Origin of the sequence: Enterococcus haemoperoxidus ATCC BAA-382 (assembly GCF_000407165.1) — a bacterium.
In the GTDB taxonomy this organism is placed as follows: domain Bacteria; phylum Bacillota; class Bacilli; order Lactobacillales; family Enterococcaceae; genus Enterococcus_L; species Enterococcus_L haemoperoxidus.
Window position 1 is genome coordinate 1,567,369 of record NZ_KE136479.1, and the last position, 25,931, is coordinate 1,593,299.

Sequence of the window (25,931 nt, forward strand, 5' to 3'; positions counted from 1 at the left end):
ACTCCTGTATTTTATATTATATGGTAACAATTATATTTTACCATGTATGAAATCGTTTTAACAGTCTTTTTGAGAATAATTTCACAATATGAGAAAATTTGTTTAACATACATAAAAAAGAGTGAAAATGAATCATTTTGCATGATTCATTCTCACTCTTTTTAAAGCTATAATTAAAAGTTTAGATTGCTGTTGTTGCGCCACGGTATACAATACCACGACGAGGATCAACAGTGATTAATTCATCGTTAGCAATCAAGTTTGTTGCATCAGCTGCACCAACGATTACAGGAATATCTTTCGCAATTGCAACAACTGCTGCATGAGAAGTTAATCCACCTTCTTCAACAACCAAAGCAATTGCTTTGTCGATTGCAGGCATATAATCTTTGTCAGTTGTTTTAACAACTAGAATCGAACCTTCTACTGCATTTGCTACTGCTTCTTCAGCTGTATTTGCTACAACTGCTTTAGCAATAACTGATGATTCACCGATCCCTTGACCTTGTACTAATTTTGATCCGATCATTTGGATCTTCATTAAGTTGGTTGTACCTTTCTCGCCTACAGGTACCCCCGCTGTAATGATGATCAAATCACCTTCACTTGCAAATCCTTCTTCTTGAGAAATGTGTGTTGCTAAGTTGAACATTTCATCAGTGCTTGATGGTTTGTCAGCAACAGTTGCATAAACTCCCCAAGATAATGATAAGCTACGAGCTTTTTGTTCTGAGAAAGTGATCGCAACGATATGAGATTTTGGACGATATTTAGAAATCATGCGAGCAGTGTGGCCTGATTCAGTTGCTGCAACGATAGTTTGGATACCCAAGTTACGTGCAGTGTGACCAACTGATTGTCCAATTGCTTCAGCCATATCTGTTTTGCTGTAAAGTTTCAAGGCAAATGAATCTTGGTTAATCAATGCTTCTTCAGTACGAACTGCGATACGAGCCATTGTTTGAACAGCTTCTAATGGGTAATCCCCCGCAGCTGTTTCACCAGAAAGCATTACTGCATCTGTTCCGTCATAGATTGCATTGGCAACGTCATTTGCTTCCGCACGTGTTGGACGCGGGTTACGTTGCATAGAATCTAACATTTGAGTTGCCGTAATAACTGGTTTGCCTAAAGCGTTACATTTTTTGATCAATTCTTTTTGAACAACTGGAACGTCTTCTGTTGGAATTTCAACACCCATGTCACCACGAGCGACCATCAAGCCATCAGAAACTTTTAGGATTTCGTCAATGTTATCGATACCTTCTTGGTTTTCGATTTTAGGAATAATTTGGATATGGGTTGCGTTTTCTTCTTCTAAAATTTTAGTAATTTCTAAAACGTCAGTTGCACGGCGAACGAAACTTGCTGCGATAAAATCAACACCTTGTTCGATACCAAAACGGATATCAGCAGCATCTTTATCAGTGATACCAGGAAGATTTACAGAAACTCCAGGTACGTTAACACCTTTTTTATTTTTTAGAACGCCTTCGTTTTTAACAAGGGTAACGATTTCGTTTGCAGCACGGTCGATATCAGTTACTTCTAAATCGATTAATCCATCATCTAAAAGAATATGAGAACCAACATTTACATCGTTGATCAATTCTGGATAAGTGATTGAGAATTTTTCGTTAGTTCCTAAAACTTCCGTCATAGAAAGACGTACTGAATCACCAGTTCTTAAAGTGATTGCGCCATTTTCCATTTCGTTCGTACGGATTTCAGGACCTTTTGTATCAAGTAAGATTGCTACACGTTTTCCTGTAATTTTTGCAGCCTCACGAATATTTTTGATGCGGTTACCATGTTCTTCAAAGTCACCATGTGAGAAGTTCAAACGGCAAACATTCATTCCTGCATTAATTAAGTTGACTAGCATATCTACAGTTTCACTAGCTGGTCCGATCGTACATACGATTTTCGTTTTTTTCATTACCAAACGCTCCTATTCCATTTTTGTTTATACGTTGTGAAGATTATCTATTTTCCTCAAGCGATGCTTAAGACAGCTCAAATTTTAAGCTCATCCTTAGAAAGAAATCTCTTGATTTAAATCATAAAGTGATAAGTCGGGTTTATGTTTGTGGTTTTCCAATGTGTCAACGATATCCGCTGAAACAACTTGGTTATCAAGCATACCAATACATTGTCCGCCTTTGCCTGCTTTTAATAATTCGACAGCATATGATCCAAACTTACTTGCTAATACACGATCACGAGCACTTGGTGAGCCACCACGGACAACGTGTCCTAAAATAGATACACGTGTGTGGAAATCGCCATGTTCAGAAAGTTGGTCAGCAAATTCGTTACCGCCCATAACACCTTCAGCTAAAATGATCAAGCAATGTTTTTTACCACGATCGCGGCCTTCTCTAATGCGCTGAGCAACATTGACCATATCAAAATCATGCTCTGGAATGATGATTTCATCAGCGCCACCTGCTACGCCTGACCAAAGAGCGATATCGCCTGCGCCACGTCCCATTACCTCAATAACGAATGTACGTACGTGTGAAGTTGCAGTATCACGAATACGGTCAATCGATTCTAATACTGTGTTGATCGCTGTATCAAAACCGATAGTAAAATCAGTCCCTGGGATATCATTATCGATCGTTCCTGGAATACCAACAGCTGGGAATCCACGTTTAGTAAGAGCCATCGCCCCATGATAAGAACCGTCTCCACCGATAACAACTAGTCCTTCGATGCCGAATTTTTTTAATTGTTCGATCCCTTTTAATTGTCCTTCTTCTGTTGCGAATTCTGGATAACGAGCAGAGTATAAAAATGTTCCACCACGTTGAATCTTGTCACCAACATCAGCAATGTCTAAACGACGGATGTCTCCTGCCACTAAACCTGCAAAACCGTAGTTGATCCCATAAACTTCGATTCCGTCAAAAATACCTTTACGTACTACTGCACGAATTGCAGCGTTCATTCCTGGGGCGTCTCCCCCACTGGTTAAAATACCGATACGTTTCATTCGTTCTTTCACCTCATATAATATACTTTTAAGCTGTAACAAATTTTGTTACAGTTATTCATTACTCAAAAATATTACGTCACTCATTTTACCATTAATAGTGCAAAATGTCTTGGTTTAAGAAGAAATAATTGAAAAAAGATGAAAACAATTAGTATTTTTTACCGTAAATCATTTGAAAACAACATTTTGACCACCTAAGATCGCCTCTAATTGTTCTTTTGCATCTACTGTATCCGTTACCCAATTCTCTTCTCCTAAGACTAATTTCTTCCCATTTTTTTCAAAATAAATGATTACCGGCGTATTGCCTTTGTGTTTTTGAATGACTTCGTGAATGCTTTGCAGAACCTCTTTTTGATCTTTCGCTTCAATAATTTTTAAATAACAAGTTGTTGCACTAATACTATTTTCAATTTCACTAGCTTTTTCAATCTGGTTTACCAATAATTGAAGTTCTTGATTATAGTTACTTTTTTCTATTTTACCTTCTACGAAATAAACTTGATTTTTTTCAACATTTTGACGAAGGGTTCTGAAAACTGTAGGAAAAAGTGTCAAAGATATTGCCCCAGTCAAGTCATCACCTTCTACAAAAGCCATTTGTTCGCCTTTTTTTGTACGAATCACTCGGATATCTTTTACATAAATCAATAGGCGCGCCGCTTGATTTTCCACTACGTCGCTGACTAACATCACTTGTTTGGCCAAACGAGTTTTTTTGAATTCCTCAGTAGGATGACCTGATAAATAAACACCTAGAAATTGTTCTTCTTGTTCTAATTTCTCTTCTAAAGTGTAATCGGCTACTTCTACTTCTTTCAATTTCAGCGTATCTTCTAAAAGATTCATACTGCCGCCGCTATAGATAATATTTTGAATTTCACTATCTAAGCTAACAGCTAATTGACGGCGATTTGACTGTAATTCATCAAAGGCACCAATGGCGATTAGAGGTTGAATATTTTCAGCTTTTAGCCACTTTCGGTCGATACGCAATAGAAATTGGTCAAAAGATTTAAACGGTCCACGTTCTTTACGTTCCTCTATGATATTTTGGATAAAATCTCTACGTATCCCTTTTAACGAGCTAAAACCAAACGTTATTTGATCATCATTGTTTAGGTAAAAGCTGTATTGACTAGTATTGATGGAGGGTTGGATGATCGCCATTTTATTTTTACGTGCTTCGCCGATATATTCTTTGATTTTAGTCGGATTATGTCGTACAGAATGGAGAATTGCTGCATAAAATGCCCCTGGAAAATGTACTTTTAAGTAGGCCATTTGAAAGCCTATAAAAGAATAAGCAAACGCATGAGATCGATTAAATCCATAGTTAGCAAATCGCTCGATATAATCATAAATAGTCGTTGCAACTTCTTCACTATGACCTTGTTTCATTGCGCCTTCAACAAAGTGCTTGCGTTCTTCATCCAGTACATCTTTTTTCTTTTTACTTACTGCACGTCGTAAAATATCTGCTTGCCCTAGACTAAATCCTGCCATCGTAGAAGCCACTTGAATGATTTGTTCCTGATACACAATAACACCATAAGTATTTTTTAAAATCGGCTCTAAAACAGGATCTGGGTAATCAATTGGTTCTATCCCTTTTTTTCTGCGAATAAACAGGTCGATATTTTGCATTGGACCTGGTCGGTATAAAGCATTAACAGCCGCAATATCTTCAATACTTGATGGTCCAAGTTTTCGTAAAACATTTCTGATACCTGCTGACTCAAACTGAAAAACGCCACTTGTTTCCCCTCGTCTAAACAAGGATAATGTCAATTCATCATCTAAAGGAATTTGATTTAAGATCACTTCTTTTTTGTAGACGCGTTTAATCGACTTAATCGTATCATCAATGATCGATAGATTTCTCAATCCTAAGAAATCCATCTTTAGTAGTCCTATCTTCTCAACATCATTCATTGTAAATTGCGTCAGGAAAATATCATTTGAACCCGGTTGTAATGGGACGACATCTAAAAGATCCAAGTCACTGATCACCACGCCAGCTGCATGAGTTGAGACATGACGAGGTAACCCTTCTAAACGAACAGCTGTATCATATAACAAGCGGTTTGTCTCAGATGAATTTACTAATTCGACAAGATTTTTTGAATCAGCATATGCTGTTTTCAAGGTCATTTTTAGTGCACTAGGTACGGCATTAGACCAGCGATTTGATTCACTTTGAGATAAACCGAACACTCTAGCAACATCTCTTAAAACCATTTTTGCTGCCATTGTACCAAAAGTAGCGATTTGTGCCATATGATAATGTCCATATTTTTCACGAACATATTGCAGCACTTCTTCACGCCGATTATCAGGAATATCTAAGTCTATATCGGGCATAGAATGCCTTTCTGGATTTAAAAATCGTTCAAAGAGTAAGTCGTATTTGATTGGATCGACATCTGTGATCGACAAAACATATGACACTAAAGAACCCGCAGCAGAACCACGACCTGCACCTGTTACGATTTTTCTATCATGAGCAAAGGCCATTACATCCCATACAATCAAGAAGTAATCATCAAATCCCATCGTATGAATAATATCAAGTTCTTTTACTAACCGTTCTTCATATTCAACTGAAACATTCGAGATGCGTTCAGGTAGTTTCTTCAAGCATAACTCTTTTAAAAATTCTCCTGCTTGTTTCCCCTCTGGAATCGGATAATGCGGTAGTAAACGTTGATGTAACGGAATCTCCAAAATACAAGAATCAGCAAGCTTTTCTGCATTTTGGACAGCTTGTTCATTCACCTTTATGAGTAATTGTTCTGCTGCATCTGTCTGATTTCTTAAATAAAAGGGGCCTTCAATCTTTGTTTCCTCGGCATTTAACGTCATCTGTTGGCCTTCATCAATGTGCGCTAATACTTTCAACGCAAAGCCGTCTTCTCGGTTTAAATAACGAGTTTCCTGCAAAGCAAGGAGCGGCTGATTTTTTGCTTCATAAAACTTAAAAAGTGCTGGATCAGTTTCCGGATTACATGTAAATGAGGCACCTGCAAAAAAAGACGACGGGTCAAATAATTGCACTAGCTGATCTAAACTTTCAGAGGCCTCCACTTCATTTCTTTTTAAAGCAAAAGAAACTTCTCCTTTGTCAGAGGGCATAACAGCAAACAAATGCGTTAAATGTTCTTTAATTGCATCTAAATAAAAAATTCTTTCGCTATTCATTTTCGCAGTGGAAATCCGCATCAAGTTTTGGTAGCCTTCTATATCTTTTGCATAGAGTAACAATTGAGCCGATTGTTCGGACTTTTTTGGGGTGTAATCTAACGTCAAACCAATGATTGGTTTAATTGCTTCCTTTTTACAGACTTCAAAAAATTCGATTGCCCCGTGAAGTACATTTATATCCGTAATTCCTAACGTCGTATAACCTAATTTTTTTGCTTGTTGCACTAATTCTTGAATACGAATAGTACTGGAGAGTAATGAATAGGAAGTAATTGTATATAATTGTGGAAAGGGCATAGGACATCTCCTTTTACATGTGATGGTTTTAAATCAAAAATGTAACTTTCATTTTCTTTACATTTACAAAAATTGTGCTAAACTATAGCTAGAAAAGAGGTGCAATCCATGCGTTACATTCTTGTATTGTTGTGGTCCTTTTTACTAGGACAAGTGGTCGGCTATATCGGTGGTGCCTTAAACGGCGGAACCTATGATTTTATGCTGACAACGATTATGTCATTGACTACCGGCGTGATTATCTTATTGATTGGTCAATTCGCATTACCAAAAAAAGAAACCACTAAAAGTGCTCAATAACTCTTAAGTTGCTATCTTAAGCTGATTTTTCAAAACAGCTTTTGAACTGACCATCTATTAGTTGAAAATCATGATTATAAAAAAACCAGTTACTACAAACATTGTAACTGGTTTTTTTATGTTTTCAACTGTTTATAGCTTTTTATTTAAAATTTTTCGGAAATTGAACAAAGATAGGCAAATATTTCCCAGTACAAAACAGGCTGTTACAATAAATACCGCGCTGTACCCCATACCGTGAGCCACCGTCGAACCGATCATCGGACCTAAGACTTGTCCAAAATTACTAAACATTTGATTATAACTATAAACACGACTAACACCTTCTGAGGGCGTGATTTTGCTGATTAAGGTGTTGATCGACGGCATCAAAGCTCCAGTTGAAAATCCTAAGAAAAAGCGCAATAATCCTAGTTGAAAAGGAGTTTTAACAAATGCCATAGGAATATAACAAATCATTGATAAAAACAACCCTGCTAACAAAACCTTATGATTGCCAATCTTGTCCCCTAGTTTCCCTAAAACTGGCGAAGAAATCACCGCTGATACACCTGCAACAGAAACAATTAAACCACTAATGAATAAAATATTGCCAGTATCATGACTCAATGAACGAATATATAACGTTAAAATCGGGCTAATACTCGTAACGCCAATTTGTAAAATCAACGTTGTAATGAATAATCCAATCAAAATAGACACATGGTCCATCTTTGAAAAAATTTCTTTTGTACTTAACAAATTTTTCTTTTCAACTGGTTGGAAGTCTTCTTTCACCATAAAAATCGTTAACATTGTCGTAATCAACAATACAATTCCAGTGATAATAAAAACATTTTCCATCCCAAACCATTGAGCCAACGCCCCTCCGATAGATGGCCCAATCAAGTTTCCAGCAATAGCACCTGTGGAAAGCGTTCCTAATGCCCATCCACTTTTTTCTTTTGGGGCTTGAGACGCGATCATGGCGGTTGCATTTGGAATATACCCAGACAATATACCGTTAAAAAAGCGCATAATCAAGAGCCAATAAACATTTGGTACAAATGCTAACGACCCCATCGTAATTGTCATTCCAGCTGCTGCCCGGATCATCATGAGCTTTCGCCCTTTTCTATCCGCTAAATTACCCCAAATAGGTGCTACGATTGCAGCGGCAAATGCCGTAACAGATATGGCAAGTCCAGAAAACAACGCAACCTGACTCTTTGGTGTTCCTAGCTGCTCAACATAGACGGGGATAAAGGGCATCACTAAACTAATACTTGCACCAGTAAAAAAACAGCCTAACCAGGCAACCATTAAATTTTTTTTCCAATCAATTTTCATTTTAAAGCACACCTCACAAGTTCTTCACTATTAACTATACTCCAAATTTTCAAATCTCTCAAAAAATTTTTACGCAAGCACATAAAAAGCTTAACTATCTAAATGACAGCTAAGCTTTATCAATAATAGTGGCTTACAAAATCGCCAAAATAATGAAATTCAGGATAAACAGTGCGTTAACGACCCAAAGAATTGGTGAAATTTCTCTGAATTTCCCTTTTGCAACTTTAACAATTGCATAAAAAATGAAGCCTGCTGCAATCCCATAAGAAATGCTATAACATAATCCCATAAAAATAGAAGCGAAAAATGCAGGAATTGCTTCTTCTAAATTTGTCCATTCAATATCTTTAAATGAAGCAAGCATCATCACACCCACTAAAATCAGTGCAGGAGCAGTTGCTTGTGCTGGAACAATTGCAATCAGTGGTGAAAATAGACTGCTTAATGCGAACAAGGCAGCAACCACAACTGACGTTAAGCCAGTCCGTCCACCAGCTCCAATACCTGCAGCACTTTCAACATAGGTCGTAGTGTTAGATGTTCCAAAAACAGCACCGATTGATGTTGCAATTGCATCTGCAAACAAAGCTTTATCCATTTTTGTAGAAAAACCTTTACTATCTTCCAATGCTAACTCATCTTCTTTGGAAAATATTCCTGTACGGCGTCCTGTTCCAATAAAAGTACCGATCGTATCAAATGTGTCTGACAAGCTAAACGCAATAATCGTCATCAAAACTTGAGGGATTTTTGAGGCATCACTGAATAACGACTGCATACCGTCAGCACCAAAAGCCGCACCAAAAGTCGTCCCTAATTCACTGATAGAATTTCCTAAAGAATTTGCTTGCCAGTCAATCGCTGACAAATCAACGACACCTAGCGGAATCGCAATGATCGTTGTGGCTACGATACCAATCAAAATAGCACCTCGAACATTTAACACGACTAAAACCGTGGTCAAAACTAATCCAATCACAGCTAATATAATTTCTGGATTATTAAAATTTCCCAAAGCAGGAACGATACTATTGCCATTAACAACACCCTTAGTAGGTTCAGCTTGTACTGTAAAATCCAATAATTTTGCATTTTTGATACCTACATATGCAACAAAAATTCCAATACCGCCGCCAATTGCATGCTGCATGCTTTCTGGTATAGCTTTGATGATCAACTTTCGTATTTTTGTGACAGTAATCAAGACATTGATTAGTCCACAGATAAACACCATTGCTAATGCTTGTTGCCAGGTATACCCTAAGCCAAAAACCACAGTAAAGGTGAAAAACGCATTTAATCCCATGCCTGGTGCTTGAGCATAAGGGACATTTGCAAATAGTCCCATGATCAAAGTTCCTATAATCGATGCAATAATCGTTGCTAAAAATACTGCTTGAAACGGCATTCCCGTTTGAGATAAAATCGACGGATTTACGAATAAAATATAGCTCATCGCAAAAAATGTCGTTACCCCTGCCACCATTTCAGTTGAGATCGTTGTTTTGTTTTCCTTTAATTTGAAAAACTTTTCCATGAAATTGTCTCGCTCCCTTTTTACCAAAAAATTTTATCAGGATGATTCAGTTTGCTCGTCGAAATAACTATTTAGAGAGCCAACTGTCTGTAAATAATAAGTGCATGTTCCTGTTTCCTGATGAATACTTTTAAAGTATAAGACAGCCATTTCTTCTTTTCAACAAAATATTAACTTTCACACTGTTTTTTCTTTTTAATGTTCGTGTTTTAGGAACAACCAATTGTTTCTTCTACTCATTACTCGATGTTAATAAAAAACTTTACAGGTACTGAATGAAAATCATAACTGTAAAGTTTCTTTATTCTATAGAATTTTTCGTTTCAATATAACAACAACACAGGTACTGATTGCCATAGTTCCAGCTAAAATTGCATGACTAGATTGTTGTTCACCAGTTTTCGGTAATTCTTTTTTAGCTCCTGTCTCAGGAAGTTCTTTAGTATTCGACGTTATCAAGATTGCTTCTTTTCTAGCTAGAATTTCTATTGGAAATGCCATTTTATTTTTCTCTTCATCCAATACAAGAGCAGTCAATTGCTTCTTCTCGTTAAGTTTTAATGACGTAACATCGATTTTAATACGCCCTTCCGAATCAGCATGTCCAGCTAAATCAGCATCTGGAAGTTCTGTTGTTCTTGCATTTGTTTGAGGAAATTCACCATCATAGAGTAAAATCGTTGCATTGGGTAGTGTAACACCTCTCAAAAGTTCGTCATCTTCATACAAAGGATCAAAAATGGTCGCTTTTTTGATTTTGTCCTCTGCTTCTTTTGAGTCCGGTGCTCCCGGGTCTATTGGCGAACTCGGATCAATTAGTTTTTTACGGTTTTCAATGGATGCTTCAATCAGCTCTCCGGATGCTTCTTTACTTTCAATATACCCAACAAATGTCTCTGTATCGGGTTTAATCGCATTAACTAACTTCCCTCCGGTAAACCCAGAAAAGCCATCGCCTCCGCCAAATAAAAAGTCATTGATTACGACGAGATATGTTTGACCTGTCTGAATCGGAGTACCGTCTTTTTTATACATATCTTGGACTTTAAAGGGTTGATTTTTATCTTTAGTTGCTACATAAGTATAGGATAATCCAGAAATTTGTAAGAAGTAACGTCCTTCTTCATCGTATTGCTCATTTAGCACTTGTTCAACTTGTGCGCCAGTCATTTCGACTACTTGCATGATATTCCCAAAAGGTTGCACTGCTTGAGCCGCCCCCCACGTAATATCACGATTTTCTCCAACAGCTAAATCAGCACGAATACCACCATTGTTTGTCATAGCAAAATCAGCATCAATTCCTTGAGCCTTAGCCATCGCAACTTGACCATCAGTGATCAGATTACCAAGCGGTGATTCTTTCGACTCATTGACTTCCCGAGTGATTGCCCCATTCTCTTTAGCTGTTCCAATTTTCTTATTCGTAACTTCTGCTACACGTTTTTCAGCATCTTTTACGGTTGTTTCCACTTTTTCATCAAGCTTAGGAGCATCCTTTACACCTGGATCTACTGGTAAAACCTTTGCTTTAGGAACATCGACAAAATCTTTTGTTTCAGGATCAAGTGTTCCTTGTAAGTCGATATAGCCTTTTCCTTGAGCCGTTGACTGAACTACTCTTGTTTTGTTGACTACCCCATTTGTATATTGGTGGTTGTGCGCTGCAAAAAATGCATCTACGCTATTTTCAGGATAGATTTCAGCGACTTTATTCATAATTTCTCCAGCTTCACCGTTCACTTTATTCTCTTTGCTAGTAGCAGGAACATGGGCTAACACAACGATTGCTTTCACTTTTTCTTTCTCTTGTAGTATATTAGAATAATAGGCAATCGTTTCAGCTTCATTTAAAAAGTCATACGCTTCATAATGTTCCTTTAAAACTAAATTAGGAATTTCAGTTGTAACAACGCCGATAAAACCAACTTTTACTTTATTATTTTCTGTTCCCACTTCTTTGATCGTATAAGGTTTCCAACCAAAAGGGATTTCTTCTGTTCCTTTTTTAACGACATTTCCGATTACAATCTCCGTTTTCGATGCCTCTCTTGGATAATCCATTAAAATCCCATACGGATCATTTTTTGGCTTTTCACCAATCATGATTCGGTTAAACTCTTGTAAACCTTCATCAAATTCGTGATTTCCTAAGGTTCCCACAGAAAAATTCATTTGATTCAACACTTTAATCGTCGGCTCATCTTGAAGCAGACCTGAACTTGCTGGACTTGCTCCGACCATATCACCAGCTTGAACACGTATTGTTTGCGCACCTTTGTCAGCGGTTTCAAACTGCTTTTGCGCACGATTCAAATAGCTTGCTAAAAGCGAGGCTGTCCCAGCGTTTGCTGTTTTATTGCCTTCGTCATCAAAAAAAGATCCTGTTGTATTCAAAGCACCATGAAAATCATTGATGCCCAAAATTTGAAAGGGGATCTTCTCTTCTTGTGATTGTTGCTCCACTAACTGATTGCTATTTTCTATATCATTGACCGTTTGTGCATCAGCAAGCTTGCTAGTTCCAACGACACTACCACTAATTCCCCCAATAGTAAATAAAACAGTCAACAAAGAGCTTTGCCACTTTTTCATGTTGATAACTCCTCTTCAATTATTTCCAAACATACTTAGTTAAAGAGTAACAATTTCCTCACACGCTGTCAACACTACATCTCACCTTCATCAACCAATCTCAATCCTTTCAATCCAAAAATAGCCGCCAATAAAAGGAACTGCATCCCTGTAAATAAAAGGATAAATAAGACTTTGTTCACTGACCAATTAAAAAAAATAATTTGTAGTGTCTGGATAGGTTTAGTAAGTAAATGAACACTATGTAAACGATCAAATCGCCCAACAAAAATAGCCAAACTGGATAATACATTCACAATCATAATAAACAAAAACCCTTGCCATTTCTTATTCAAAATATTTCTTTGAAAACATTCATTAAGCGTTGTAAATACTGTTGCCATCCCTAAAAGACCATATACACAGATTCCAACCGTCAATAAACTAAAAGAAAACCATGCAGACAATGACTGGCCGAAAATTTGATTCATCCCCTGATAAATAGATAAATTCTCTAAATGAAAAAAGTCTGTGAACAGATACGGTGCATTGGGATAGAATAATAACCATAATATTCCTAATAGAAGAAACAATTGATTGTTCACTTTCTTATAATGAAAACTAAGTTCAAGTGGAATATAACCTAACAAGACATTCAATGCCATAAAATGATAATTTCTAGCAACAAATAGCATATAGAAGCAATACACTACAGTTGCTATTCGTATTGACCAACGATATATTTGAACCAAACTTTTCACCGTCCTTTTTTATCTAGTGTATCATAAAGAAAATTTTTTCTAAAATTTTCTTGAAAACTTGTCATTCTACCATTTTATGCTAGACTAAGTTATAGAAAAATTTCCGGGAGGAATGATTTTGAAAAAATTAATTGCAATCGACTTAGATGGAACAACTTTAAATGGACAGTCACTAATTAGTGAAACAACTGAAAAAGCATTAAAAAATGCTATGAAACATGGTCACTATGTCAGTATCGTTACAGGACGTCCCTATCGAATGAGCGGTCAGTTTTATCGCCAATTAGATTTAGCAACGCCAATGGTCAATTTTAATGGCGCTCTTGTTCACATGCCTGAAAAACAATGGGCAGATGAAAAGGAAACAGGAATCCAACGAGACTTAGTTTTTGATATTTTAGCGCAAAAAAAAGCGCTGAACCTTGATTTTGTCGCTGCTGAAAATAAAGAGACATTTTATATCGATAGTTTAGATTACTTTGATTCCGCATTCTTTGCCTCAGAAGCTACACCAAGTAATCTTTTAACTGCTAAAAATTTGATTACGGATCCTACTTCTATGATGGTTCGAACTTCAAAAGATCAAGCAGCTTTCGTTTCAGACTCGTTAATGAAGCAATACGGAGATTATGTAGACGTTAGGACTTGGGGCGGCCCAACACCTATTTTAGAAATCGTCTCCAAAGGGATACAAAAAGCCAAAGGCGTGGAACAAGTCGCTAAATATCTAGATGTGAAACGTTCGGATATCATCGCGTTTGGTGATGAACATAACGATGAAGAAATGCTGGATTATGTTGGCTGGGGAGTTGCTATGAAAAATGCGACTGACAAAATCAAAGCTGTCGCAAATGATGTTACTGAAAAAACCAATGATGAAGATGGCTTAGCTGATTATTTAGAACAATATTTAGAGTTAAATAAGCAATAAATTTAATGACTAGAACACAACCCATACGGCTTTGTGTTCTAGTCATTTTGATTTTTCACCTTTGACAAAATCAAAAGCTCTTGCTAAAATAAGAACGTACGTTCGATTTTTTAGGAATGAGGGATTAGATTGGATTTGTCTAGAAAAATAGAGATTCTTGCTGAATCAGCAAAATATGATGTTTCATGTTCCAGTAGCGGTGTTATGAATAATACACGACAAGGAGCTATCGGCAGCACATCCGCAGCTGGAATCTGTCATTCCTTCACCAGTGATGGTCGTTGTGTATCTCTTTTAAAATTATTATTTACAAATGCTTGTATTTTCGATTGTCATTATTGCATCAACAGAAAATCTAATTCGATTCCTCGAGCTACATTTACACCACAGGAAGTTGCAGATTTAACGATGGATTTTTATATGCGCAATTATATTGAAGGGCTTTTTCTAAGCTCTGCTATTATAAAAAACGTTGATTACACAAGCGAACTATTGATCAAAACATTAAAGATTTTACGTTATGAAAAAGGCTTCAAAGGCTATATCCATGTTAAAGCCATTCCTGGAGCAGATGAAAATTTGATTGAGGAGTTAGGTTTTTTAGCCGATCGAATGAGTGTCAATGTCGAACTGCCTTCCAGAGAAAGTCTTAAACTATTAGCTCCTGATAAAGATCCATTTGCTTTATACAAGCCAATGAAACAAATCACACATAAGAAAAAAGAATTGTCACAAGTTCCTACTTTACGAAAACCTGCTTCTTTTGTTCCAGCTGGTCAATCTACTCAAATGATCATCGGAGCTTCTCCAGAAAGTGATCACTCAATCGTAAAGATTGCTGAAAATCTTTATAAACAGTATGAATTAAAGAGAGTCTATTACTCTGCTTATATCCCTGTAAATAAAGATTCTTTATTACCTGCAATCACAACTGAGCCCCCGTTATTAAGAGAGCATCGCTTGTATCAAGCAGATTGGTTGTTACGATTTTATCATTTTTCCGCTGATGAAATCTTGTCCGAAAATAAGCCTAATTTCAATTTATATCTCGATCCTAAAGCCAATTGGGCTGTTCAAAATTATGATCAGTTTCCAATTGATGTTCAAACGGCTTCTTATGAGCAGTTATTACGAATTCCTGGGATTGGTCCTAAAAGTGCCCTTAATATTCTAAAGGCTAGAAAATATTATCGATTACACCTCTCTGATTTGAAAAAATTGGGCGTAGTAATCAAGCGAGCCCAATATTTTATCAGTTGTAACGGTGCTTGTCAGCCTGGACTAGTAAATGATCCGGAATGGATCATCTCGTCTCTAATTTCATCGCGCCAATACGAGACTTTAAAAAAAGTAAACAGCCAGTCACGACAAGAACAGTTATCGTTATTTGATGTTGAACGTTTTGAAACAAATAAACGAAAGGAATCCCGTTATGCAAATTGAAGAAACCGACGAAATTTGGGAATATGATGGCAGTTTTTATGGATTTCTGACAATAGTCTACCAAGCATTTTCAAAAAAAACATTTCCTGAAATCATCTTAACCCCAAAAACTGCTGTAGAAAGCTTGTTTGTTAGTTCTTGGATCAATACAGATGAATCTTTAGCTCAAAAAATGTATGAAAGACTGACCAAACGATTGAGAAAAGAAAATGTTCAGTTTATTATTGATGGATTTTATTGCTCATTAAAAGAAAAAGACCGGTGTTTGTTAGATGCTATTCAAATCGCATTAGAGTCAAAAGACTTATTGACAAACCATTTGGGACATCCTTCAATTTTAGCATTGGAAAAATCTTTAAAAGCGTTGTTTGGTGAAGTTCATTTATTTAAAGGGTTTGTTCGGTTTGAATACATAGGAACTTTACTTTATAGTTCTATTGCACCTAAACATTTTTCATTGCCTTACTTATGCCCTCACTTCGCTCAAAGATATCCGCAAGAAACCATCATGATCTACGATGAAACACATCGATTACTTGGTATTATTAAACAAGGACATATACGTTTTATTGAAAACAGCAATCCGCCACCATTTAGTACTAGAGAATCTGAACAAGATATTCAGGAAAATTGGCGTACCTTTCTCCAAGCAGTCACTATTCAAGAACGTAAAAATGAGCGAACTCAATTGTCCCATTTACCGAAACGATACCGTGGACATATGGTTGATTTCCAATAATTTTGGACTAAAAAAGATGATGGTACAAACTTTGACAAGCTTTGTACACATCATCTGAAATTAAAGTAAATGATTTAGTCTTTAGTCTATTCTAAGATGGATTTTTTTTACAATCAGTTTGTCTGATAAATGAGATTGGTTACTCTGTTCTCCAATCACTTCAGCAAAAATATTCGTCCGGTCTTCTTTTTTTTGTAAATGATAATCGATTTTTCCAGTCTCATTCAATTCATTCATCATTTCACTATAGTCGTCTGATTCAGCTTTTCTAGTAATAAAACCTAATGATACTAAGTGATCATCTAAATTTTTAGTAGACATTAATGAACCAAAAGCAATTTTTTGACGAATTGCCTGGTTTAATTGAGCTATTTTTATGTCTTGACCTTGCCCAGCCTTTTTTTTCTTAATCAATGCTTCATATTGTTCAGCAGACAACATAACGCCGGCAACTTTTTTTCTATTATAAATATAGACACCAGTATTTGTTTCTTTTGCTGTTTCAAAGATTGTCATAGGCGACTGTTTTACATCTGTAATTGAAAATGCTACATCTTGTTTCACTTTATTGTTCATTTGGCAACTCCCTTTCCAAATGATTATATCATACAGATTTTTGGTGTGAAGTGCTTTTTCATTTTTTCACCCCTTAATCAGTATATAGCAGCAAAAATAAACAGAAAACAGTCCCCTACATTATTGCATTGACATAATACGCCTTTCAATTCGTTGCTTTTACTTAATTCCTTTAAAACCAATGTCCTTACGATAAAATGTTCCTTTTGTATCGACAGCTTTCAAAACATCGTAAACTGCTTTTTGTGCTTCTTTTAACGTTTTCCCACTAGACTCGACAAGATAAATACGTCCGCCATTTGAAACAAACTGAGCATTTTCTTCTTTTACACCTGCATAATAAATCTGCCCTGTTTCTAAATCCGAAAAGTCAGGAAGCTGACAGCCTCTTCTATAAAAATTTGGGTAGCCTTCAGCTGCTACAACTACTCCTAAACTGTAGCCATTTTGTTTCCATTTGATTTGGGGCTCTTTGCCTTTTAGTAAATCGTCAATAATTTGGGCAAAATCACTTTCTAAACGTTGCAATACGACTTGTGTTTCTGGGTCCCCAAAGCGGGCATTGAATTCAATGACTTTAGGCCCACTTTCTGTCACAATCAATCCAGCATACAAAACACCTGTAAAAGCTCTACCTTCTTCTACCATTCCTTTGGCTGTCGGTTTTACAATTGTTTCTATTGCCTCTTTGACTATTTCATCTGAAATCTGGGGTACCGGACTATATGCACCCATTCCGCCAGTATTTGGGCCAAGATCATTTTCGTAAACACGTTTATGGTCCTGAGCAATCACCATAGGATAAACTTCTTGACCTCGAACAAAAGCTAGTAAGGAAAATTCTTCTCCAAACAGGAATTCTTCAACAACAACTTTAGCGCCACTTGCACCAAACTTGTTTTTTTCAAGCATCTCTTTTAGCGCTTTAATTGCTTCCTCATCAGTTTGTGCAACTACAACGCCCTTTCCAGCTGCTAAACCATCTGCTTTGATAACGATTGGTGCACCTTTTTTCACTACATAAGCTTGTGCCTTTGCAAAATCAGAAAATGTTTGATGTTCTGCTGTGGGAACCTGATATTTATTCATAATATCTTTAGCAAAATCTTTAGAGCCTTCAATTTCTGCCGCTGCTTTGACTGGTCCAAATGCTAATAAACCAGCATCTGTAAAGTCATCTATAATGCCATTTAGTAACGGGATCTCGGGTCCTACAAATGTCCAATCAACCCCATTTTCCTGAGCAAATTTAATCAAGGCAGGATGATCATTTTCTGCAATATCTACTAACGTAATCCCGTCATTTTTCATACCTGCATTTCCTTTAGCACAGTAAACAGTTCTAACTTTAGGACTTTGAATCAACTTTTGTGCGATGACGTGTTCTCTGCCTCCGCTTCCAATAACTAAAATAGTTAAACCCATCGAATTCTCCTTTTAATGTCTAAAATGTCTAATGTCGGTAAATATCATCGCTATCCCATATTTGTCAGCCATATCAATCGATTCTTGGTCTTTGATACTTCCACCAGGTTGAACAATTGCTTTAATTCCATTTTTCCCAGCATATTCAACACTATCTCCCATCGGAAAAAATGCATCACTGGCTAAGACCGCACCATTGACTTTTGCTCCTGCTTGTTTGATAGCAATTTCAACAGAACCAACACGATTCATTTGCCCTGCACCAATTCCTAATGTTTGGTGACTATTTGCAACAACAATCGCGTTACTTTTCACATGTTTGACCGTTTTCCAGGAAAATTCTAACGCGTTTAACTCATCTATTGTAGGTCGTCTTTTGGTTACAACATGCCAATTCTCTGATTTTTCTTTAACTATATCTTGATTTTGAATAAGTAATCCGCCTAAAACAGAAACTTTTTCATCTTCTATAGCTTGATCTTTCTGAGAGAAATCTAGCGTCATCAAACGAAGATTTTTTTTAGCACTTAAAAGGGTGAATGCTTCTACTGAAAAGCTTGGTGCAATAATGATCTCAAGAAATAACTGATGCATTTTCTCTGCAACATCTTTATCAACCTCACGGTTCAAAACAATGATTCCGCCAAAAATAGAGACAGGATCCGCTTCATAAGCATACTGATAGGCTTCATTGATCGTTTCACCAATACCAATTCCACAAGGATTCATATGTTTGACTGCTACAACTGCTGGCTGATCAAATTCTCTAGAAATACGTATAGCTGCATCAGCATCTTTGATATTATTGTAAGATAATTCTTTGCCATGAAGTTGTTTAGCATTAGCAATCGAAAAATCAACTGGAATTGCGTTTTGATAAAAAGCTGCGTTTTGATGACTATTCTCACCATATCGCAAAACTTGTTTTAAATCGTATGTCAAAGTCAAAGACTCGGGTTCCTTCTCACCTACTGCTTCTGTCAAATATTCTGCAATCATAGCATCATATCCTGCAGTGTGCCTAAAAACTTTTGCAGCTAATTTTTGTCTCGTTGCAAAGGTTGTCTCCCCTGTTTTAGAAAGTTCAGCTAATAATTGATCATAATCCATAGGATCAACAACAACCGTCACAAACTGATGATTTTTTGCAGCACTTCTTAACATACTCGGCCCGCCAATATCAATATTTTCAATTGCTTGTTCTTGTGTTGTTTCCTCTTTCAAAATCGTTTCTTTAAACGGGTATAAGTTCACACAAACAAAGTCTATTGGCTGAATACCATTTGCTTCCATCTCTTTTACATGACTCATCACATCCCGACGGCCCAATAAACCACCATGAATTTTAGGATGCAATGTTTTCACACGACCATCCAGCATTTCTGGAAACTCGGTGACCTCTTCGATGGAGATTGTTGGAATCCCTTCTGCTTCAAGTGTAGATTTCGTCCCTCCTGTAGAAATGATTTCTACTCCTAATTCTACCAATCCTTTGGCAAAAGCGATGATTCCTGTTTTATCTGAAACACTGATCAATGCTCTTTTTTTTGTCATGAACGGCTCTCTCCCTGTAGTGTTTTAATAAGTTTCGCTAAGGTACTTGGAAATAGTTTATGCTCAACATTATGGATTTTTTCTTCTAAAGAATCAAGTGTGTCTGTGTCTTCAATCACTACTTTGGCTTGAGCAATGATTGGGCCAGTATCCACACCATCATCTACGTAATGAATCGTTACACCTGTTTCTGATACATTCGCGTAAAAAGCGTCTCGAATCCCAGACAAACCTGGAAACTGCGGCAACAACGATGGATGGATATTGATCATCCGATTTGAAAATACCTCTAATAAAGTCGGTCCGACAATCCTCATATAGCCAGCTAAAACCACCAAATCGATTTGCTCTTCTTCAAGTAAATGAAGGATTTCCGCTTCATACATTGCTTTTGATTCAAAGTCTTTTGGTGAAAATGAAATAACTGGAATCTGCATTGATCTAGCTCGCTGAACGACATAGGCATCTTTTTTATCACAAAATAATAAAGCAATTTCCGCACTAATTTCCCCCTCTTCGACAGCTTCGGCAATCGCTTGAAAATTACTACCATTCCCTGAGGCAAATATCGCTAATTTCATCCTCACACCTCTTTAAAGACGACAGCTTGCTTATCTTTTGCAGTAATTTTTCCGATAATATAACTCGATTCATTTAGTTCACTTAAAATGGTTCGAACATCATCGATTTTTTCTGGTGAAATCGCTAAAACCATCCCGATACCCATATTAAAAATCTCATACATCTCCATTGCTGAAATCTGCCCATATTTTTCTATTGTTGTAAAAATCGGTAGCCTTGGCCAGCTGCCAAGATGTATTTCTGCTGCTAACTTTTCTGGAAGCATTCTAGGAATATTTTCTACAAATCCACCACCTGTAATATGCGCAATCCCGTTCACTAATTCCTGTTTTATTAGTGGTAGTAATGCCTTTACATAGATTTTAGTTGGCGTTAAAAGTTCCTCACCTAATTGTTTTTCATTTAGCTCAGGAATGACAGTTTCTCCTGTAAGTTGATGTGTTTCAAAGAAGATCTTACGCACAAGGGAATAACCATTTGAATGAATCCCGCTAGACGGCAAGCCAAGAAGAACGTCTCCTTCTCTACTATTCTCTCCAGTAACTAATTGACTTTTTTCAGCAATCCCTACAGCAAATCCTGCTAAATCATAATCATTTTCGCCATACATACCAGGCATTTCAGCAGTTTCACCGCCAATAAGTGCCACACCTGCTTGAAGACAACCATCAGCTACACCAGAAACGACTTGTTCTAAGCGCACTGGTCTATTTTTCCCTGTGGCGATATAATCTAGAAAATAAAGTGGCTCTGCACCTTGAGCAACAATATCATTCACACACATTGCAACACAATCGATCCCAATCGTATCATGTTTATTTTCCTGAATCGCAATCATTAATTTTGTTCCCACGCCATCTGTTCCCGAAATCAAGATAGGTTCCTTCACTTCCACCTTACTTAAATCAAAACAACCGCCAAAACCACCAAGCGCTCCCATTACACCGATGCGTTCGGTTCTTTTAACGTGCTTTTTGATTCTTTCCACCACTTCATAACCGGCTTCCACATCAACGCCTGCTTTTGCATAGGCATTTACCATTAGGGTTCCTCCTTGTTTTTAATGAATGATTATTTGTTTCATACTTTAAGTTCGCTTAGTTAAAGATGATTTTCTCTTTCAACGACACTTGATACTGCTCTTCATAATCATATAAAGGCGTTGGATAATCACCATTGAAATATGCCATACAAAGTCCCGAATATGGTGCATCATAATTCAATCCAATTGAATCGATCAATCCTTGCTCACTTAAAAAACATAATGAGTCCGCAGCAATTAGATTCTTGATCTCTAAAACAGAGTGATTTGCAGCAATCAACTCTTTTCTTGTTTGAATATCTATTCCGTAAAAACAAGGAAACCTTAGCGGTGGAGAAGCAATCCGTACATGTACTTCTTTAGCACCAGCATCTTTCAGCAACTTCACGATCCGACGACTTGTCGTTCCCCTAACAATCGAGTCATCTACCATGATTACTCGTTTGCCCTCAACCACACCTCGAACAGCTGAAAGTTTCATTCTAACGCCTTGTTCTCTTAATTCTTGTGTAGGTTGAATAAATGTTCGAGCGATATATTGATTTTTTACTAAGCCCATTTCATAAGGAATACCGCTCTCTTCAGCATAACCGCTAGCCGCTGAAAGGGAAGAGTTAGGAACACCGACGACCATATCTGCCTCAATTGGTGCTTCTTGTGCCAAACGTTTCCCCATATTTTTACGAGCTGTGTGCACGTTTACTCCGGCTATATTTGAATCCGGACGGGCAAAATAAATATATTCCATTGAACAAATCGAAAATTGTGTATTTTCAGTATAACTTTCAATTGTATAACCAGTATCATTAATAATGATCATTTCTCCTGGACCCACATCACGAACAAAAACAGCTCCAATCACTTCTAGTGCACATGTTTCACTGGCAATTACATAGGCTCCATTTTTCATTTGACCAATAGATAATGGGCGAAACGCATTAGGATCAAGTGCTGCGATCATTGACGTTTCAGTCATTAAAAGATAGGCGAAGCCTCCTTTGACCGTCCGTAAACTTTCTTTTAGTTGATCAATAAATGTTGGTTGCTTACTGCGACGAATCAAATGCATCAAAATTTCAGTGTCAGAATTAGAGTGAAAAATTGCGCCATCTTGTTCTAATTCTTTTCGCAAACTTTTAGCATTCGTTAAATTACCATTATGAGCCAAACCACACGCGCCATCATAAAACTTGAATAAAAACGGTTGAATATTATCTACACTTCCGTTACCAGCAGTAGCATATCGAACATGTCCAATTGCAGCATCTCCATTTAATGACGTTAGAGAACGATCATCATTAAACACTTCTGAAAGCAATCCTAATCCTCTATGTCCATTTAAATTTCCGTCTTTATTAGAAACAATCCCAGCACCTTCTTGCCCACGATGTTGTAAACTATGCAAACCAAAGTAGGTTACTCGAGCAGCATCCGGATGTCCCCAAATACCAAAAATACCACACTCTTCGTTTAAACTTTTCACTTCATAAGACATGGAATAGCTTCCTCCCACAACGCTTTGGCTGTTTCCGTCTGTACCTCGATTTTTTGATTTTCTGTCTGAATACTGATTGTTCTATTATCTGTTACTTTCCCAATCCATTGTGCTTTACCGTTCATTAACTCTTCAAACTTCTCTTTATTTTCTGGCTTTATCGATAAAACAAATCTTGACTGTGTTTCCGAAAAAAGCAACGAAACCGGCATCGGCAACTCTACTTCTATACCAAGCTCTTTTTCAAATACAGATTCAGCTAACGCCACACCTAACCCACCTTCTGAACAATCATGTGCACTTTGAATCACACCTGACTTAATTGCCGTTAACACTAATTGCTGTATCTCTTTTTCAACTGCTAAGTCAAAGTTCATTAATTTCCCTTCTATCAGTCCAAGGGTCATTTTTTGGAGCTCACTTCCATTAAAATCAGCTTTTGTTTCACCTAAAACATAAATCAAATCGTCAACATCCTTAAATTCTTGTGTTGTAATATCAGATAAGTTCTCTATCAAGCCCACCATTCCGATTACTGGAGTAGGATAAACAGCCTGCCCATCTGTTTCATTATATAAAGAAACATTCCCTGAAATAACAGGTGTTCCTAAGATTTCACAAGCCTTAGCAATCCCATCAGCCGAGGTCCAAAGCTCCCAGAATCCTTCAGGTTTATCAGGTGAGCCATAATTCAGGCAATCTGTAATTGCCAATGGTTTGCCTCCACTAGCTACAATATTTCTTGCAGCTTCTGCCACTGCGATTTGTCCTCCAATTTCTGGGTTTAAATACAGATAACGCCCATTACAATCTGTGGTCATTGCTAAAGCTTTTTGCGTTCCTCGAACACGCAAAACTGCCGCATCACTTCCTGGTAAAACTACGGTATTTGTTCGAACTTGGGAATCATACGTTTCATAAATCATCTTTTTAGAAGCGATCGTTGGCTGTTGCAGTAGCTTTAACAGTGTTTTTGTGCCATCGGTTATATTAGGTTTGAAATCAGCTAATGCTTCAAATGTTTTGATCCTTGCTGGTTCTTTACATTGCTTATGGTAGACTGGCGCATCTTCTGCTAATGCATCTACAGGTAAATTCGCTACTTCTACACCTTTATGATTCAAACGATATAGTCCATCGTCCGTTACTTTTCCAATCGTCACGGCGTCTAATTCATATTTTTGAAACAGGTCAATAACTTCAGCTTCGTGTCCTTTTTCGACACAAATCAACATTCGCTCTTGCGACTCAGACAACATCATTTCATAAGGTGTCATTCCCGATTCTCTTTGAGGTACATCATCTAAATATAAGGTTAAACCAGAGCCTGCTTTAGAAGCCATTTCTGCGCTTGAAGAGACTAAACCGGCCGCACCCATATCTTGTATTCCCACTAAAATATTTGCGTGTTCAAGAATCAATTCAAGACAAGCTTCAAGTAATAATTTTTCCATAAAAGGGTCGCCTACTTGAACAGCTGAACGTTGCTGCTCTTCTCCTTCTACAAACTCTTCAGAAGCAAATGTTGCACCATGAATGCCGTCACGTCCTGTTTTTGCTCCGACATACATAATAGCGTTCCCTACACCCTTAGCTTGTCCTTTTTGAATATTTTTATGGTCAATCAACCCAACGCACATCGCATTTACTAGCGGATTCCCTTCGTAACATGGGTCAAAAGCCACTTCACCACCAACTGTTGGAATACCAATACAATTCCCATAACCTGATATCCCAGCTACAACTTCTTCCAAAAGATACTTTGTTCGTTCGTTCGTCAACTCACCAAATCGCAATGAATCCAGAATTGCGATTGGTCTAGCCCCCATACTAAAAATATCCCGAATAATTCCACCAACACCAGTCGCCGCTCCTTCATACGGCTCAACAGCAGATGGATGATTGTGACTTTCCGCTTTAAAAACAACTGCTTGACCATCACCGATATCCACGATTCCTGCGCCTTCTCCAGGACCTTGTAAGACTTGAGGTCCGTGTGTTGGAAATTTGCTTAGTACTGGCTTTGAATTTTTATAAGAACAGTGTTCACTCCACATCACAGAAAATAGTCCTGTTTCTGTATAATTTGGCATACGATGCAGGATATCTTCTTCAATCATGCGATATTCTTCATCCGTTAAGCCCCATTCAGAATACATTCGCAAATTTTTAATTTCCTGAGGTGTAGGCTCTTTCACTTTCATCATCCATTTGCCCTAACCTTTCCATAATTTTTAATGATAGATTTGAAAAAAATCAACCCATCATTAGAACCAAGTAAACTTTCAACTGCACGTTCTGGATGAGGCATCATTCCTAAAACATTGCCTTTTTCGTTGATGATTCCCGCGATATTTTCCAAACTACCATTGGGATTTTCATCAGCATAAGTAAAAACAATTTGCTGATTTGCCTTCAACTGTTTCAAAGTGACCTCATCACAATAATATTTCCCTTCCCCATGGGCTACTGGTAGCTGAATAATTTCGTTTTTTTGATATTCTGAGGTGAATTTGGTCTGATTATTTGCTACATTTAAACGAACTGTTCTGCAAACGAAATGAAGGGAATCATTTCGAAGTAAAGCACCAGGTAAAAGACCTACTTCTGTTAATATTTGAAAACCATTACACGTGCCAAATACAGGTTTCCCCTCATCAGCAAAACGAATCACTTCTTGAATCACTTTTGAAAAACGAGCAATTGCACCACATCTAAGATAATCTCCATATGAAAATCCCCCTGGAATTAATACCCCGTCAAATCCAACTAAACTATCTGCATCATGTCTTACGTATTCAGCTTCTTCACCTAAAATATCTTTGACTGCCCAGAGTAGATCCATATCACAATTTGATCCTGGAAAAACAATCACTGCAAATTTCATCTTAAACTTCCTCTCTAATCTCATATCGATAGGTTTCCATGTTCACATTGGCAAGCAATTTATCACAGATTTCTTCGATTACAATTTCAATTGGTCTGTTTGTTTTTCTAACTTTTATTTCAAAATACTTTCCAATACGAATCTCTTCAATTTCCCTAACTCCTAGACGATGAACGGCTCCTTTAACTGCTTCCCCTTGAGGATCTAAGACAGAATCTTTATAGGTAACATACACTTTTACATCATACATA

General features: G+C 37.2%; 20 protein-coding genes. 4 read left to right on the forward strand and 16 right to left on the reverse strand.

Annotation, left to right across the window (positions count from 1 at the left end):
• Positions 1 to 181 precede the first annotated feature (181 nt).
• The 3 genes from pyk to dnaE all read right to left on the reverse strand — a co-directional run bounded on the left by pyk (position 182) and on the right by dnaE (position 6,502).
• The gene (gene pyk, locus I583_RS07290; RefSeq protein ID WP_010761145.1) at positions 182 to 1,939 is read right to left on the reverse strand and encodes a pyruvate kinase; all 1,758 of its coding nucleotides are present in this window, start codon (positions 1,937 to 1,939) and stop codon (positions 182 to 184) included.
• 96 nt (positions 1,940 to 2,035) lie between these two features.
• Complete coding sequence (pfkA, locus tag I583_RS07295; protein WP_010761144.1) at positions 2,036 to 2,998, reverse strand: 6-phosphofructokinase; 963 nt, start codon at positions 2,996 to 2,998, stop codon at positions 2,036 to 2,038.
• Between the two features lie 171 nt (positions 2,999 to 3,169).
• Complete coding sequence (dnaE, locus tag I583_RS07300) at positions 3,170 to 6,502, reverse strand: DNA polymerase III subunit alpha (RefSeq protein WP_010761143.1); 3,333 nt, start codon at positions 6,500 to 6,502, stop codon at positions 3,170 to 3,172.
• A 108-nt stretch (positions 6,503 to 6,610) separates the two neighbouring features.
• Here dnaE and I583_RS07305 point away from each other — a divergent pair, with 108 nt between their 5' ends.
• Positions 6,611 to 6,802: a YjzD family protein gene (locus I583_RS07305; protein WP_010761142.1), complete on the forward strand. Its 192-nt coding sequence runs from the start codon at positions 6,611 to 6,613 to the stop codon at positions 6,800 to 6,802.
• A 132-nt stretch (positions 6,803 to 6,934) separates the two neighbouring features.
• On the opposite strand, the gene I583_RS07310 is transcribed toward I583_RS07305, so the two are convergent.
• From I583_RS07310 to I583_RS07325, 4 genes are all read right to left on the reverse strand, one after another.
• The gene (locus I583_RS07310; protein WP_010761141.1) at positions 6,935 to 8,131 is read right to left on the reverse strand and encodes a multidrug efflux MFS transporter; all 1,197 of its coding nucleotides are present in this window, start codon (positions 8,129 to 8,131) and stop codon (positions 6,935 to 6,937) included.
• Positions 8,132 to 8,264: 133 nt separating this feature from the next.
• The gene (locus I583_RS07315; RefSeq protein WP_010761140.1) at positions 8,265 to 9,671 is read right to left on the reverse strand and encodes an NCS2 family permease; all 1,407 of its coding nucleotides are present in this window, start codon (positions 9,669 to 9,671) and stop codon (positions 8,265 to 8,267) included.
• 306 nt (positions 9,672 to 9,977) lie between these two features.
• Positions 9,978 to 12,266, reverse strand: coding sequence for a 5'-nucleotidase C-terminal domain-containing protein (locus I583_RS07320; protein ID WP_010761139.1), 2,289 nt, complete (start codon positions 12,264 to 12,266; stop codon positions 9,978 to 9,980).
• A gap of 74 nt (positions 12,267 to 12,340) precedes the next feature.
• A complete protein-coding gene (locus I583_RS07325; RefSeq protein ID WP_034682807.1) occupies positions 12,341 to 12,940 on the reverse strand; it encodes a DUF1361 domain-containing protein in 600 nt (199 codons plus the stop codon).
• Between the two features lie 184 nt (positions 12,941 to 13,124).
• On the opposite strand from I583_RS07325, the gene I583_RS07330 reads away from it, so the two are divergent.
• The 3 genes from I583_RS07330 to I583_RS07340 all read left to right on the forward strand — a co-directional run bounded on the left by I583_RS07330 (position 13,125) and on the right by I583_RS07340 (position 16,119).
• A complete protein-coding gene (locus I583_RS07330) occupies positions 13,125 to 13,937 on the forward strand; it encodes a Cof-type HAD-IIB family hydrolase (RefSeq protein ID WP_010761137.1) in 813 nt (270 codons plus the stop codon).
• Between the two features lie 129 nt (positions 13,938 to 14,066).
• Positions 14,067 to 15,380 carry a putative DNA modification/repair radical SAM protein gene (locus tag I583_RS07335; protein ID WP_010761136.1) on the forward strand — a complete coding sequence of 438 codons (1,314 nt, stop codon included), beginning with the start codon at positions 14,067 to 14,069 and terminating at the stop codon, positions 15,378 to 15,380.
• Positions 15,370 to 16,119: a TIGR03915 family putative DNA repair protein gene (locus tag I583_RS07340; RefSeq protein ID WP_010761135.1), complete on the forward strand. Its 750-nt coding sequence runs from the start codon at positions 15,370 to 15,372 to the stop codon at positions 16,117 to 16,119. Before I583_RS07335 ends, I583_RS07340 begins: the two co-directional genes overlap by 11 nt.
• An 81-nt stretch (positions 16,120 to 16,200) precedes the next feature.
• Here the strand turns inward: I583_RS07340 and I583_RS07345 are convergent, their stop codons facing one another.
• The 9 genes from I583_RS07345 to purS form a co-directional block, all read right to left on the reverse strand.
• Positions 16,201 to 16,695, reverse strand: a complete 495-nt coding sequence (locus tag I583_RS07345) for a type II toxin-antitoxin system Phd/YefM family antitoxin (RefSeq protein WP_010761134.1) — start codon at positions 16,693 to 16,695, stop codon at positions 16,201 to 16,203.
• A gap of 159 nt (positions 16,696 to 16,854) precedes the next feature.
• Positions 16,855 to 18,120 carry a phosphoribosylamine--glycine ligase gene (purD, locus tag I583_RS07350; RefSeq protein ID WP_010761133.1) on the reverse strand — a complete coding sequence of 422 codons (1,266 nt, stop codon included), beginning with the start codon at positions 18,118 to 18,120 and terminating at the stop codon, positions 16,855 to 16,857.
• Between the two features lie 12 nt (positions 18,121 to 18,132).
• Complete coding sequence (gene purH / locus I583_RS07355) at positions 18,133 to 19,674, reverse strand: bifunctional phosphoribosylaminoimidazolecarboxamide formyltransferase/IMP cyclohydrolase (RefSeq protein WP_010761132.1); 1,542 nt, start codon at positions 19,672 to 19,674, stop codon at positions 18,133 to 18,135.
• A complete protein-coding gene (gene purN, locus I583_RS07360) occupies positions 19,671 to 20,255 on the reverse strand; it encodes a phosphoribosylglycinamide formyltransferase (RefSeq protein ID WP_010761131.1) in 585 nt (194 codons plus the stop codon). Before purN ends, purH begins: the two co-directional genes overlap by 4 nt.
• A gap of 2 nt (positions 20,256 to 20,257) precedes the next feature.
• On the reverse strand, positions 20,258 to 21,298 hold the full coding sequence (gene purM / locus I583_RS07365; protein ID WP_010761130.1) for a phosphoribosylformylglycinamidine cyclo-ligase: 1,041 nt from the start codon (positions 21,296 to 21,298) through the stop codon (positions 20,258 to 20,260).
• Positions 21,299 to 21,353: 55 nt separating this feature from the next.
• Complete coding sequence (purF, locus tag I583_RS07370) at positions 21,354 to 22,793, reverse strand: amidophosphoribosyltransferase (protein WP_010761129.1); 1,440 nt, start codon at positions 22,791 to 22,793, stop codon at positions 21,354 to 21,356.
• On the reverse strand, positions 22,778 to 25,000 hold the full coding sequence (gene purL, locus I583_RS07375) for a phosphoribosylformylglycinamidine synthase subunit PurL (protein WP_010761128.1): 2,223 nt from the start codon (positions 24,998 to 25,000) through the stop codon (positions 22,778 to 22,780). The genes purF and purL overlap by 16 nt, the downstream gene beginning before the upstream one ends.
• Entirely contained in the window at positions 24,997 to 25,680 is a 684-nt protein-coding gene (gene purQ, locus I583_RS07380) for a phosphoribosylformylglycinamidine synthase subunit PurQ (protein ID WP_010761127.1), read from the reverse strand. The genes purL and purQ overlap by 4 nt, the downstream gene beginning before the upstream one ends.
• A gap of 1 nt (position 25,681) precedes the next feature.
• Positions 25,682 to 25,930, reverse strand: a complete 249-nt coding sequence (purS, locus tag I583_RS07385) for a phosphoribosylformylglycinamidine synthase subunit PurS (protein WP_010761126.1) — start codon at positions 25,928 to 25,930, stop codon at positions 25,682 to 25,684.
• Position 25,931: the final 1 nt, after the last annotated feature.

Excerpts from the sequence above, each read along its gene's own strand:
- pyk (WP_010761145.1), bottom strand. The coding sequence starts at position 1,939 with ATGAAAAAAACGAAAATCGTATGTACGATCGGACCAGCTAGTGAAACT.
- pfkA (WP_010761144.1), bottom strand. The coding sequence starts at position 2,998 with ATGAAACGTATCGGTATTTTAACCAGTGGGGGAGACGCCCCAGGAATG.
- dnaE (WP_010761143.1), bottom strand. The coding sequence starts at position 6,502 with ATGCCCTTTCCACAATTATATACAATTACTTCCTATTCATTACTCTCC.
- I583_RS07305 (WP_010761142.1), top strand. The coding sequence starts at position 6,611 with ATGCGTTACATTCTTGTATTGTTGTGGTCCTTTTTACTAGGACAAGTG.
- I583_RS07310 (WP_010761141.1), bottom strand. The coding sequence starts at position 8,131 with ATGAAAATTGATTGGAAAAAAAATTTAATGGTTGCCTGGTTAGGCTGT.
- I583_RS07315 (WP_010761140.1), bottom strand. The coding sequence starts at position 9,671 with ATGGAAAAGTTTTTCAAATTAAAGGAAAACAAAACAACGATCTCAACT.
- I583_RS07320 (WP_010761139.1), bottom strand. The coding sequence starts at position 12,266 with ATGAAAAAGTGGCAAAGCTCTTTGTTGACTGTTTTATTTACTATTGGG.
- I583_RS07325 (WP_034682807.1), bottom strand. The coding sequence starts at position 12,940 with ATGCTATTTGTTGCTAGAAATTATCATTTTATGGCATTGAATGTCTTG.
- I583_RS07340 (WP_010761135.1), top strand. The coding sequence starts at position 15,370 with ATGCAAATTGAAGAAACCGACGAAATTTGGGAATATGATGGCAGTTTT.
- I583_RS07345 (WP_010761134.1), bottom strand. The coding sequence starts at position 16,695 with ATGAACAATAAAGTGAAACAAGATGTAGCATTTTCAATTACAGATGTA.
- purD (WP_010761133.1), bottom strand. The coding sequence starts at position 18,120 with ATGGGTTTAACTATTTTAGTTATTGGAAGCGGAGGCAGAGAACACGTC.
- purH (WP_010761132.1), bottom strand. The coding sequence starts at position 19,674 with ATGACAAAAAAAAGAGCATTGATCAGTGTTTCAGATAAAACAGGAATC.
- purN (WP_010761131.1), bottom strand. The coding sequence starts at position 20,255 with ATGAAATTAGCGATATTTGCCTCAGGGAATGGTAGTAATTTTCAAGCG.
- purM (WP_010761130.1), bottom strand. The coding sequence starts at position 21,298 with ATGGTAAATGCCTATGCAAAAGCAGGCGTTGATGTGGAAGCCGGTTAT.
- purF (WP_010761129.1), bottom strand. The coding sequence starts at position 22,793 with ATGTCTTATGAAGTGAAAAGTTTAAACGAAGAGTGTGGTATTTTTGGT.
- purL (WP_010761128.1), bottom strand. The coding sequence starts at position 25,000 with ATGATGAAAGTGAAAGAGCCTACACCTCAGGAAATTAAAAATTTGCGA.
- purQ (WP_010761127.1), bottom strand. The coding sequence starts at position 25,680 with ATGAAATTTGCAGTGATTGTTTTTCCAGGATCAAATTGTGATATGGAT.
- purS (WP_010761126.1), bottom strand. The coding sequence starts at position 25,930 with ATGTATGATGTAAAAGTGTATGTTACCTATAAAGATTCTGTCTTAGAT.